This window comes from Streptomyces sp. NPDC051211, assembly GCF_040689505.1.
In the GTDB taxonomy this organism is placed as follows: Bacteria; Actinomycetota; Actinomycetes; order Streptomycetales; family Streptomycetaceae; genus Streptomyces.
In genome coordinates this window covers 50,583-63,144 of sequence record NZ_JBFBAV010000008.1, presented here as the reverse complement: position 1 = coordinate 63,144, position 12,562 = coordinate 50,583, and the positions used below count along the sequence as shown (strand labels likewise).

Annotated in this window: 9 protein-coding genes; 8 read left to right on the top strand and 1 reads right to left on the bottom strand. The window is 74.8% G+C overall.

Going from position 1 to position 12,562, the window contains the following annotated elements:
- Positions 1-25: 25 nt before the first annotated feature.
- The 8 genes from AB0447_RS10995 to AB0447_RS10960 all read left to right on the top strand — a co-directional run bounded on the left by AB0447_RS10995 (position 26) and on the right by AB0447_RS10960 (position 12,274).
- On the top strand, positions 26-1,807 hold the full coding sequence (locus AB0447_RS10995; protein ID WP_366476400.1) for a TOMM precursor leader peptide-binding protein: 1,782 nt from the start codon (positions 26-28) through the stop codon (positions 1,805-1,807).
- A gap of 71 nt (positions 1,808-1,878) precedes the next feature.
- Entirely contained in the window at positions 1,879-3,549 is a 1,671-nt protein-coding gene (locus AB0447_RS10990) for a nitroreductase family protein (protein ID WP_366476276.1), read from the top strand.
- Between the two features lie 22 nt (positions 3,550-3,571).
- Positions 3,572-6,403 (top strand): lantibiotic dehydratase, encoded by a 2,832-nt coding sequence (locus tag AB0447_RS10985; RefSeq protein ID WP_366476275.1) that lies wholly within the window; start codon positions 3,572-3,574, stop codon positions 6,401-6,403.
- Positions 6,391-7,446 (top strand): lantibiotic dehydratase C-terminal domain-containing protein, encoded by a 1,056-nt coding sequence (locus tag AB0447_RS10980; protein ID WP_366476274.1) that lies wholly within the window; start codon positions 6,391-6,393, stop codon positions 7,444-7,446. The genes AB0447_RS10985 and AB0447_RS10980 overlap by 13 nt, the downstream gene beginning before the upstream one ends.
- Entirely contained in the window at positions 7,443-8,555 is a 1,113-nt protein-coding gene (locus AB0447_RS10975; protein WP_366476273.1) for a peptidase M50, read from the top strand. The genes AB0447_RS10980 and AB0447_RS10975 overlap by 4 nt, the downstream gene beginning before the upstream one ends.
- Positions 8,556-8,625: 70 nt before the next feature.
- Positions 8,626-9,579 (top strand): ABC transporter ATP-binding protein, encoded by a 954-nt coding sequence (locus AB0447_RS10970; RefSeq protein WP_366476272.1) that lies wholly within the window; start codon positions 8,626-8,628, stop codon positions 9,577-9,579.
- Entirely contained in the window at positions 9,576-10,331 is a 756-nt protein-coding gene (locus AB0447_RS10965; protein ID WP_366476271.1) for an ABC transporter permease, read from the top strand. Before AB0447_RS10970 ends, AB0447_RS10965 begins: the two co-directional genes overlap by 4 nt.
- Complete coding sequence (locus tag AB0447_RS10960) at positions 10,328-12,274, top strand: TOMM precursor leader peptide-binding protein (RefSeq protein ID WP_366476270.1); 1,947 nt, start codon at positions 10,328-10,330, stop codon at positions 12,272-12,274. Before AB0447_RS10965 ends, AB0447_RS10960 begins: the two co-directional genes overlap by 4 nt.
- An 81-nt stretch (positions 12,275-12,355) precedes the next feature.
- Here the strand turns inward: AB0447_RS10960 and AB0447_RS10955 are convergent, their stop codons facing one another.
- The gene (locus tag AB0447_RS10955; protein ID WP_007268044.1) at positions 12,356-12,529 is read right to left on the bottom strand and encodes a thiazolylpeptide-type bacteriocin; all 174 of its coding nucleotides are present in this window, start codon (positions 12,527-12,529) and stop codon (positions 12,356-12,358) included.
- Positions 12,530-12,562: the final 33 nt, after the last annotated feature.

Sequence of the window (12,562 nt, the reverse complement as noted above, 5' to 3'; positions counted from 1 at the left end):
GCGTGCCGCGCTGTCGGTGCTGGGAATGGCGGACGCGTTCAGCGCGCCGGCCCCGGCCACCCGGTCCGGGCCGGACGACGCGGTGCCCGTGCACCTGTACGGCCATCACGCCGTGGTCGGGGCGCCGGGCAGCTGCCCGCGCTGTCTGGAGCGGCGCTGGCAGGCCGTCCGTTCCGTGGCGCTGCGCGACGCGCTGGAGCTGGGCGGCGGCACCCGTGCCGCGGGTGCCTGGCCGTACGCGCTCCCGTTCGCCGCCGAACTCCTCGCCGCACTCGTCACGGCCGCCGCCGCCAGCCCGCCGCCCGCCGGCCCCTTCCCCGAGGTGCGGCTGCTGGACCTGCGCACCGGCACCGTGCGCCGCTGCCCGCTCGTCCCCGACCCCGAATGCCCGGCCTGCGCCACACCCGAGGCGGACGCGCCGGCCGTGCCGGACCTGGCGGCCGCGCCCAAGTACCGGCCCGGGGTGTTCCGGACCCGGCCCCTCGACTCGTACGGGATCGAGGTGGCCGCCTTCGCCAACCCCCTGTGCGGCGCCCTGGGACCCTCCCTCGTCCAGGACATCTCCTCGACCACCACTTCCGCCACCATCGGCTGCTTCTCCCTGCGCTCCGGCGCCTACCTGCGGGAGACCTTCTGGGGCGGCCACACCGACTCCTTCGACCGCAGCGCCCGCGTCGGCGTGCTGGAAGGGCTGGAGCGGTACGCCGGGATGCGGGCCCGGGCCCGGACCACCGGGGTGTCCGGCAGTCTCGAGGCCCTCGGCCCCGACGCCGTCGACCCCCGCGAAGTCGGGCTCTACAGCGAGCGGTTCCACCGCGACAACCCGCGGGTACGGCCCTTCGACCCGGACCGCGAGATCCCCTGGGTGTGGGGCTGGTCCCTGCGCGACCGCGCCCCCCGCCTGGTACCGGAGGTCCTGACGTATTATCACGCACCCGGCCTGGAGAACCGGTTCGTGCAGGAGAGCTCCAACGGCTGCGCCTCGGGGGGCAGTCTGGCCGAGGCCGTCTACTTCGGCCTGATGGAGGTCGTGGAACGGGACGCCTTCCTGCTGGCCTGGTACGGGCGCCAGCCGCTGCCCGAGATCGACCCGGCCACCAGCACCCGACCGGCGACCCGCGCGATGGTCGACCGGCTGGCCATGTACGGCTACCGGGCCCGGTTCTTCGACACCCGGATCACCTTCCCGATCCCGGTGGTGACGGCCGTGGCCGAGCGGTTCGACGGCGGAACCGGCCGGATGTGCTTCGGCGCCGGAGCCGGCCTAGACCCCGAATCCGCACTCGACTCCGCCCTCTGCGAGATCGCCACCGACGCAGTGAACCTGCCCGGCCGCACCCGCCGGGACGAGACCCGGCTGCGGGCCATGGCAGCCGACTTCGACCTGGTCACGGCTCTGCACGACCACCCGCTGGTGTACGGGGTCCCGGAGATGGGCCGGCACGCCGACTTCCTGCTGCGGGCCCCGCAGCGGGCGCCGCGCACGGTGGCCGGGCTGGCCTGGCCCGATGCCGCCGGAGCCGTCGTCGCCGACGACGTCCGCGACGACCTCGACCGGTGCGTCGCGGCGGTGACGGCCGAGGGATTCGACGTCGTCGTGGTCGACCAGACCCTGCCGGAACAGCGGGCACTGGGCCTGCACACGGTGAGCGTGCTCGTACCCGGGCTGCTGCCCATCGACTTCGGCTGGTCCCGGCAGCGGGCCCTCGGCATGCCCCGGCTGCGCACTGCACTGCGCGCCGCCGGACTGCGCGAACACGACCTGGAACCGGGCGAGTTCAACCCGGCCCCGCACCCCTTCCCCTGATCGGGCCGCCCGCTCGGCCGCACCCTCGGCCGTCCCGGGGAAACACCCGACGAACGAACGCAGGAGGACCCGTGGGCTACGCCCATGACTACGCGCACGACATCATGCACCGCGGCCGGATACCGATGGAGCCCGTCGACTTCGTCCCCGACTGGGCGGACCGTCCCCGCAAGGCGAAGTACTACCCGGGCACCGAGCTGCTGACGCTGCCCACCGGCCCCACCGGCCCCACCGGCCCCACCGGCCCCACCGGTCCCGCCGGTGCCTCCGTACCGGGGGAGGGGTTCACCCTGCCGCTGCTCGGCGCGATGCTCCAGGACAGCTACGGGCTCACCGGCCGCCGGCTGGGCGTGCAAGCCAACACCGACCTCGCCGCCCTGCCCCACTACACCCACGCCAACTGGTCCCGGGGCACCGCCTCGGGCGGCGGGCTCTACCCGGTCAGCGTCTACTGGGCCACCGGCGCCGGCGGGCCGGTCGTCCCCGGCCTGCACCACTACACCCCGCATCAGCACGGGATGCGCCGGCTGCTGGCGGGCGACATCACCGGAGAGGTGCGGGCCGTCCTCGGCGGCGCCGCAGAGGGCCGATCCGGCCGAACAGACGCGGCCGGTGCGCCCGGAGTCCTTGCCGCGGCCGACGAGTACCTGATCCTCGGCGTCAAGTACTGGCAGAACGCCTTCAAGTACAACAGCTTCTCCTTCCACGCCGTCAGCATGGACGTCGGCGCCCTGCTCCAGACCTGGCGGCTCTGGGCGGCCGAGCGCGGCTTGACGATCGCGCCCGTGCTGTGGTTCGACGAGGAGCGGCTGGCCCGGCTGATCGGCGTGGACCCGAAGGACGAGGGCTTCTTCGCCGTCGTCCCGCTGCACCACACGGGCGCCCCGGCCGAGCCCCGTGCCACCCACACCACCCCCGCCACCCCCGCCACCCCCACGACTCCCGCCGAGGCGCCCGCCGTCCGGCACCGCGACCGCGAACGCTCCCGTACGGTCCTGGAGTTCGACACCCTGCACCGCATCCACGCCGCCACCCTCGGCCGGGCCGCCGACCGGCCGGCCCCCGGCGCCCTCGACACGGCGGCCGCCCGCCCGCCGCGCACCACCGGCCGGCCCCCGGTGCCGCTGCCGGCCCCCGCCGCGGCCCCGCTCGGCACCGCGGCCGCCCTGCGCGCCCGGCGCAGCAGCTTCGGCCGCTTCGAGGCCGGCCGCCCGATCACCGCCCCGCAGCTCGCGGCCGCCCTCGCGGACTGCGCGGCGACCACCCTGGGCAGCGAGGCCGAACGCCCCGACGGGCCGCGCCTGACCACCCTGTACGCCTACGTCAACCACGTCGACGGAGTGGCGCCCGGCACCTACGCCTACGACCCCGACGGCCACACCCTCCACCTGCTGGTGGACGGCCCGCCCGGACCGTTCCTGCAGCGCACCTACTTCCTGTCCAACTACAACCTGGAGCAGGCGGCGGCGGTCCTCGTCCCGGCCGTACGCACCACCGCCGTGCTGGACGCCGTGGGCGACCGCGGCTACCGCCTCGTCAACGGCACCATCGGTGCGGTCGCCCAGACCTTCTACACGACGGCGGCCGCCCACGGCCTCGGCGCGGGCGTCGCCCTGGGCTTCGACACCATCTCCCACATCGAGCAGCTCGGACTCTCCGGCACCGACGAGGCACCGCTGCTGATCATGCTGCTCGGCCACGAGCGGCCGCGGCCCGCCGACTTCCGGCACGAGATCGCCTGAACCGCCGACGGGAGCGAAGACCATGAGTACGACACACACGACGACCCGGTGGCAGCCGGGAGACCGCTTCATGCTGCGCGTGGCCGGCCTGCCGGCCGCCTCGGTCGAGGCGCTGCGCTGCCCCGACACCGGCCGCTGGGCCGAGGAGGTCCTCGCCGCCGAGGAGGCCCTGCGCACCGACGCCGAACGCCTCGGGGACCTGCTGCACCGCGCGGTGGGCGCCACCGACCCGGCGCCCGACGGGCCCGGGGCCGTCCAGCGCCGCGCCCTGCTGCGGCTGCGCCGGCAGATCCACAACAACCGGCTGCCGGACCGGCCCGAAGAGGCCGTCCTGGCCCTGGCGGCCGCCGACGCGCCGGCCGGCGAGGAACTCGCGGCCTGGCTGCACCGCCGCCGCCACCTGGAGAAGCTGCGGGCCGACGGGCCGCCCCTGCTGGCCGCCGACCTCGCCCGCGCCCGGACCGCGCTCCGCGCCCTGCTCGCAGACGACCGGCTGCGCCTCGGCCTGCTGCTGGCCTCACCCGTCCTGGACGGCCAGGTCGACGCCTACACCGCGGCAGCCGGCGTGCCGAACGGGCGGGCCCGCAAGGCGGAACGGTCCCTGCTCTCCTACGTGTACCGCACGGCCTGCAAGACGAGCCCGTTCAGCACCTTCACCGGCGTCGCCACCGGCACCTTCACCGGCACCTTCGCCGGCGTCGCCACCGGCACCTTCGCCGACCCGCCGGCCGGCACCGCCGGAGGCGAGGGCCTCCGCGTCGCCGACACCTGGACCAGCCACGTCCGGCTGAACGTGGTCGTGCTGGCCCGGCTGGCCGAGCTGATCCTCGCCGACCCGGAACGCCGCCGCGACCTGCCGCTGCGGGCCGCCTCCGGCTGGGGCCGCGACGGCGACCGGATCCGGTACGTGCGGCGCTCGGTCACCGCCGGCGACGACGCGGCCGCGGTCACCTTCGACGCCGCCTCCGACCGGCTGTTCTTCCTGCGCCGCAGCGGCACCCTGGAACGGCTGCTGGACCGCTTCGCCGAGCGCACCGAGCTGCGCCACCAGGAGCTGGCCGACTGGCTGGCCGCCGAGCACGGCGCCGGCCCCGAGGACGGCGAGGCCTACCTGACGGCGCTGCGCCGGCTGGGCGTCGTACGGGTGCCCTGCCTGGACACCGAGGTCCACAGCAGCGACCCGCTGCGCTCCTTCCAGCGGGCCCTCACCCGACTGGGCACCCCGTGGGCGGACCGGCTGGCGACCCTCCTCGACCCGCCCGCCGAAGCGCTGGACCGCTACCCGGCCGCCGGCCACGCCGAACGCCGCGACCTGCTGCGGGCACTGCGTTCCGGCCTGCGCCGTGCCCAGGAGGAGCTCGGCGCGCCGCCGGACACCCCGCTGCCGCAGACCCTGCTGTACGAGGACGTCAGCGCCGGCCGGGACCTGCCCTGCCCGGCACCGGACTGGGCGGGACTGCGCTCCGTGGAGCGGATCCTGCCCGCCTTCGACCTGACCCTGGCCCAGCGGATCACCTTCGAGGGGTTCTTCACCGCACGCTACGGCGCCGGCGGCCGCTGCGAGGACCTCCTCGGCCTGGTCCACGACTTCCACGAGGACTTCTTCGACCAGTACCTGTCGTTCACCGCGCGCCGCAGGCCCATCGACGAGCACGGCGCGTACGTGCCCGAGGAGAACTGGCTGGGCCTGCCGGGCATCCGCGCCCTGGACGCCTCCCGGCGGACCTTCATCGACCGGATGCGGCAGGCCTGGACCGCGTACCAGGACGCGTACCAGGACGCGAACCGGGACCCCGCCCAGAACCCCCCCTGCGACACCGAACTCCGCCTCGACGACGCCGACATCGAGGCGGTCGCGGACCCGCTGGCGCCGCTCCTCCCCGCCTTCGCGCCGCGCTGCCACCACCTCCAGCTCGCCCGCGACCCCGCGACCGGCGCCCCGCGCACGGTCCTCAACCGGGCCTACGGCGGACTCTCCTTCCCCTTCAGCCGCTTCACCCACGTCTACGACGAGCCGGGTGCGCCCCCGCTCTCCGACGGTCTGCGGGCCGCCGCCGCCCGCACCGCGCCCGCCGGCGCCGTCCTCGCCGAGGTCACCGGCGGTCCGGTCACCACCAACCTCAACCTGCACGGGCAGCTCACCGACTACGAGATCGTCTGTCCCGGCGAGAGCGGCACCCTGCCCGAGGAGCGGCAGCTGCACCTGGAGGACCTGTACGCCGAGCACGATGCCGGGACCGGCCGGGTCACCCTGCGCTCGCACCGCCTGGGCCGCGAGGTGATCCCCGTCTACCTCGGCTACCTGGTGCCGCTCGCCCTGCCCGCGATCCCGCGCACCCTGCTGCTGCTCTCCCCGTCCTCGATGTCCCCGCTCGACGTGTGGGCGGGCGTCCCCGAGGGCACGGCCCGCGGCGCGGTGACCTTCCGCCCCCGGGTCGTCCACCGGGACGTGGTCCTCAGCCGCCGCAGCTGGACCACCACGGCAGGGGCCCTGCCCGCCCGCGGCGCCCAGGAGGCCGACCACTTCCTGGCCTGGCAGCGCTGGCGCCGCGAACACGGCCTGCCGGAGCAGGTGTTCGCGACCGTCTCCGCCGGTCCGGGCGCCGTCGGCGCCAAGCCCGTGTACGTCGACTTCGCGAGCCTGCTGTCCCTCGCCGCCTTCGAGGCGCTGCTCCAGGACCCCGCCCACCGGGTCGTCTTCCGCGAACTGCTCCCCGACCCCGGCGGCCTGCACACCCGCTCGGCGCGCGGCGCCCACGTCGCCGAACTCGCCGTCGAGACCTTCACCACCACCACCGTCACCACCCCCACGATCCGCAGAGACCAGGAGGGCGAAGCCCGATGTCACAGCTGACCGAGCCGACCCGGACCCGCGGAGCCTGGCAGGCCCTGCACATCTTCTACGCCGCCAACCCGCAGCCCCTGCTGGTGGCGTGCATCCGCCCGCTCATCGCGGAACTCACCGCCGACGGCCTGATCGCCGGACACTTCTTCATCAACTACTGGCTGGAGGGCCCGCACGTCCGCCTGCGCCTGCGGCCCGCCACCCCGGAAGCCGAACCGGAGGTCCGGCGCCGCGCGGAGGAGGCCGTGGCCGCCTTCCTCAAGGCCCGCCCGGCCCTGTACGAGGTCGACTCGGGATTCCTCAACGAGTTCTACAACACCCTCTTCGACATCGAGTTCCCCGGCGGCGACCGCGCCGCGTTCACCGGCCCCGACGGCCGCATGAACCTGCGGCCCAACAACGCGTTCTCCCGCGAGCCCTACGAGCCCGAGTACGGAAAGTACGGCGGCCCGGCCGGCATCGAGCTCGCCGAATGGCACTTCGCGCACTCCAGCGACCTGGTCATGGACGCCCTCGGCCGGATGAACCTGCACCTGCGCACCGTCCTGCTGGGCACCTCCGCCCAGCTGATGATGGTGATGGCCGGGGTGTTCCTGCCCGACCGCGAGGAACTCGCCGACTACCTCGACTCCTACTACGAGTTCTGGCACAAGGCGTTCCCCGGCACCGGCTTCATCGGCTCCACCGAGTACGACCGCACGTACGCCGGCACCGCACCCGGCCTGGCCCGCCGGTTCGCCGCCGTCCGCGCGGCCCTGGCCTCCGGCGAGACCGGCCGGCTCCCCGAGTTCCTGGCCGGCTGGGCCGCACACTGCCGCGAACTGCGTGCCCGCGCCGAGGCGTTGGCGCTCTCCGGGGACCTCGTCTTCCGGTCCTGGGACGGCACCCGCGACGAGCAGGTCACCGACCCCGCCGAGGCCCTGCCGCGGCTCCTCTCCCCGTACCTGCACATGACCAACAACCGGCTGCACGTCACCATCCGGGACGAGGCCTACCTGGCCCACCTGCTGGGCCGGGTGCTCCGCGAGGAGCCCACGGCGGTCGCCCCGTGACCGGCGGCCCGGCCCCCTCCCTGCTGGAACACCGGCCCGCGCTGCGGCCGGACGTCCTCCTGTCGCCGCCCCTGCTCAACGGGCCCGCCACCGTCCACCTGGTCAAGGACCCGGTCTCGGGAGCGGCCTTCGAGATCGGCACCAAGGAGTACTTCCTGGTGTCCCGGCTGGACGGCACCCGCAGCCTCGCGGAGATCGGCGGCCAGTACGGGCAGGCCTTCGGCCGGCGGCTGGACGAACGCAACTGGCAGCAGCTGCTGGCCCTGCTCGGCACCCGCCGGCTGCTGGCCGGCGGCCCGCCGCCCACCGCCCCCGAACGGAACCCCTCACCGCTTCAGGGCGGGCTGCTGCGCGGCAGCCTGCGCCTGGTCGCGGACGCCGACGCGGCCACCGCGCGGCTCCACCGGGTGCTGCGGCCGCTGCTGCACCCGGCCGCCCTCGGGGTGCTGCTCCTGGCCTGCCTCGCCATGACGGCCGTCCTCGCCGCGGAGCTGCCCCGGCTGGCCGACGGCCTCGGCTGGACCGTACGCAGGCCGGTACCGCTCCTCGCCGTCGCCACCCTGCTCTGGCTGAGCACCGCGCTCCACGAGTTCGCGCACGGTGTCGCCGCCCGGCACGCGGGCGGCACGGTCGGCGAGATCGGCCTGCGCTGGCGGCTGCCCGTCGCCATCATGTACTGCCGGGTCGACAACTACCGCTACCTGTCCCGCCGCCGGGACCAGCTGGCCGTCGCCGCGGCCGGCGCCTTCGCCAACCTGCTGTTCCTGCTGCCCTTCTTCGGCTGGTGGGCCGCCCTGCCCGCCGCCGACCCGACCGGCCGGGTGCTGTCCGCACTGCTGCTCCTCGGCAGCGCGCAGGCTCTGGTCAACCTCCTGCCGCTGCCCCCGCTGGACGGCTACACCCTGCTCGGCCACACCCTGCGGGTGACCCGGCTGGCCCCGGCCGGCTCCGCCTACCTGCGGCTGCGGATGCGGGACCGGGCCGCCGCGGCCGCCTACCCGCCCCGGGCCCGCCGCATCTACCTGGCCTACGGGATCGGGTCCGCCCTGCTCGTGCTGCTGCTCGCCGCCGGACTCACCGCCGTGCTCTGGTACGCCGCCACCCGCTGAACCACCCGGACCCCGCTCGCCCCCCACCCCCCCATCCCCACCCGTCACCACACCGAGGGACGCACCACCCATGACCACTGACCACACCCCGCCCGAGCACACGGCGGCCATCGCCGTCACCGACGTACGCAAACGCTATGGCGACCGCCAGGCCGTGGACGGCATCACCCTCGACGTGCGGCACGGGGAGTTCCTCGGCCTGCTCGGCCCGAACGGCGCCGGCAAGACCACCCTCATCGAGATCATGGAGGGGCTGCGGCAGGCCGACTCCGGGACCGTCCGCGTCCTCGGCCAGAGCCCCTGGCCGCGCAACACCACGCTGCTGCCGCGGATCGGCGTACAGACCCAGGCCTCGGCGTTCTTCGTACGGCAGACCGCACGCGAGCACCTGGTCACCGTCGCCGGGCTCTACCGCGCCGACCGGGCCGCCGCCGACCGCACCCTCGCCGCGGTCGGACTCACCGACCGGCAGGACGTCCTGGTCGAGAACCTGTCCGGCGGCCAGCGCCAGCGCCTCGCCATCGCCTCCGCGCTCGTCCACGACCCCGAGCTGATCTTCCTGGACGAGCCGACCGCGGCCCTGGACCCGCAGGCCCGCCGCGACCTGTGGGAGGTGCTGCGCGGTCTGAAGAGCCAGGGCCGCACGATCGTGTACACCACCCACCACCTCGACGAGGCCGAGGCGCTGTGCGACCGGGTCGCGATCCTCGTCGACGGCCGCATCGCCGCCCTGGACACACCGCACCGGCTGGTGGCCGCCGCCGGAGCACCGTCCCGGCTGCTGCTGCCGGCCGGCCGGATCGACGTCGAGCGGGCGGCCGCCCTGCCCGGCGTGGACCGGGCCACCGTCCAGGGCGGCTCCCTGGTCCTGGAGACCGCAGCCCCGGGCCGGGTCCTGCAGGCCGTCGACGCGCTCACCGGGCTCGACGGCGTACTGACCCGCACCGCCAGCCTGGAGGACGTCTACCTCGAACTCACCGGCACGGCCGTCCCGACCGCCCCCACCACGGAGTACCAGGCATGAGCGCGTACACGGCCCTGACGGCCGCCGGCTACCGGGCCCAGGTCCGGGACAAGGCCACCCTCTTCTTCACCTTCGCCTTCCCCCTCCTCTTCCTCCTCGTCTTCGGCCTGATCTTCAGCGGCCAGGACGTGGAGGAATCCGGCCGCCCCTACATCTCGTACATCGCACCCGGCGTGATGTCCTGGGGCGTCGCCAACGCGGCCGTGTTCGGCATCGCGTTCACGCTGATGCAGTGGCGGCGCGACGACCTGCTGCGGCTCATCCGGCTCACCCCCACCCCGCTCACCACCGTGCTGGCCTCGCGGTACGTCCTGGCCCTGGCCGTCGGGGCCGCGCAGGCCGCCGTGTTCGTCGGGGTGGCCATGCTCCCCGGCTTCGACCTGCGGCTGGACGGCCGCTGGCCGCTGGTGCTGCCCGCCCTGGTCCTCGGCATCACCGCCTTCATGGCCATCGGCGTGATCGTCGGCACCTACGCCGACACCCCGGAGGCGGTCGCCGCGATAGCCAACTGCCTGATGGTGCCGATGGCGTTCCTGTCCGGATCCTTCCTGCCGCTCGACATGATGCCCGACTGGCTGCAGCAGCTCTCCCGGATCCTGCCGCTGCGCTACCTGAACGACGCGGCGACCGGGGCGCTCACCGGCGCCGGTTCCACCGGCACCATCGGCATCGGCTGCGCGGCCCTGCTCGGCTTCGCGCTGCTGTTCGGCGCGATCGGGCTCAAGACCTTCCGCTGGAGCAACCGCCCATGACCGGCACCCCCATGACCGGCACCCCCTTGGAGGCGGCCCGCGCCCAGCTGGAGCAGGCCCTGGCCGGGCGCGGCGCACACGTGGTCACCGTGGGCGTCCACGACGCGCTGGGCCCGCGGGCAGCCGACCCGTACGCAGCGGTCCGCGCGGCCGCCACCGTCCACCTCACCGCCCAGGCCGTCCTCGTCGGCCCCTGGGGCGGCGACGGCACCGCACCCGCGTGCGGGCAGTGCCTGGCCATGCGCTGGCAGCGGCTGCGCAGCCGTAGCGAGCGCGATGCCCTGGAGACCGGTACGGGCCCGGTGACGGCGGTCTCCGGGGACTGGCCGCGGCTGTCGCCGTACGCGCTGGACGCGGTGTACGCCCTGCACACGGCCGTGTCCGACGGTGGAGGCGACGGCGGAGGCGGAGGCGAGGGCGGCGCCAGAACGGTCCGGGCCCCCGGACCGGAGCCCGCCGACCGGGCCCTGCCGCAGGTCAGCCGACTGGACCTGAAGACCTTCCAGGTGCGGACCCACCCGCTGCTCGCCGACCCGCTCTGCCCGGACTGCGGGCCGCGCGGCGTGGACGCCCCCGTGCCCTTCACCCCGCAGTCCCGCCCCAAACCCGCACCGGGCGCCGCCCGGCTGCGCGCCGCCTCCTCCTACCCGATGCCGTACACGGCACTCGCCAACCCGGTCACCGGCGTCCTCGGCGGCGGCACCTGGATCAACGTCACCTCGCCGACCACCGCCCCGGTCGCGGGCAGCGTCTTCATGCGCGGCTACGCCGGCCTGACCGACGTCACCTGGAGCGGACAGGCCAACAGCTTCACCGCCAGCCGCGACCTCGCCCACCTGGAGGGCCTGGAACGCTACGCGGGCACCCACCGGCGCACCGGCAGCACCCTCCTCACCGCCTCGTACACGGAACTCGGCGCCCGCGCCCTGAACCCCGCCGACTGCGGCCTCTACCCGCCCGACACCTACCGCGACGACCCGCTGCTCTCCCCGTTCGACCCCGACCGGCCCATCCCCTGGGTGTACGGGCACTCGCTCCGCGACGACCGGCCCGTCCTCGTCCCGGCCCGCCTGGTCCACTACAGCGCCGGCCTGGCCGCCGACAACTTCGTCTTCGAATGCTCCAACGGCTGCGCCATCGGCAGCTGCACGGAGGAGGCGCTGCTGGGCGCCCTCCTCGAACTCGTCGAGCGGGACGCCTTCCTCCTCGCCTGGTACGGCGGCCAGCGGCTCACCGAGATCGACCTGGCCTCCGTACCCGGCCCGGCCGTGCGCACCATGGCCGACCGCGCCGCCCTCCAGGGCTACGACGTGCACGCCTTCGACAACCGGATCGACCTGGACGTCCCGGTCGTCACGGCCCTGGCGGTACGCCGCGACGGCGGCCCCGGTCTGTACTCGTTCGGGGCGGCCGCCGCCCTGGAACCGGCGGCGGCCGTGGAGGCGGCCCTCTCCGAGGTCCTGACGTACATCCCGCACCTGCCCGGCCAGGTCGCCGAACGCCGCGGCGAACTGGAGGCGATGGCCGCCGACTTCGGGAAGGTACGCCATCTGAAGGACCACGCCCAGCTGTACGGGCTGCCCGCGATGGCCGAGCACGCCCGCCCCTACCTGGAGCCGACCACGGTGCGCCCGCTGGACGAGCTGTACGCCCGCCGGCCGGCGACCACGGACCTGCGCGAGGACCTGCTCCGGGTCGTCCGGGAGCTCGACGACGCCGGGCACGATGTGATCGTCGTGGACCAGACGACCCCGGAACAGCACCGGATCGGCCTGCGCACGGTGTGCGCCCTGGTCCCCGGGCTGCTGCCGATCGACTTCGGCTGGGCGCGCCAGCGGGCCCCCTACCTGCCCCGGCTGCGCACGGCGGCCCGCCGGGCCGGGCTGCGGGACCAGGACCTCACGGACGCGGACATCCGGATGGTGCCGCACCCGTTCCCGTAGCGGATTCCGCAGCGGGTCCTGTGACGCCGGATGCCCCGGACCCTTCCGGGGCCGGGGCATCCGCATGCGGTCTGCCGGGCCTCAGGCCGAGCAGGAGGTGGTGCTGGTGGTGGAGGAGCAGGTCGAGGTGGAGCTGCAGCTCGTGGAACCGGCGAGCACGACCTCGCTGGCGTCCGAGTAGTCGGAGATCTCGAAGGTCTCCGACTCCAGCTCCAGGATCTCGTCGGCGAGCGAGGCCAGCGGGGACTTCTCCATGATGACTCCCAGGGGGTGCGGCGGTGGACGGAC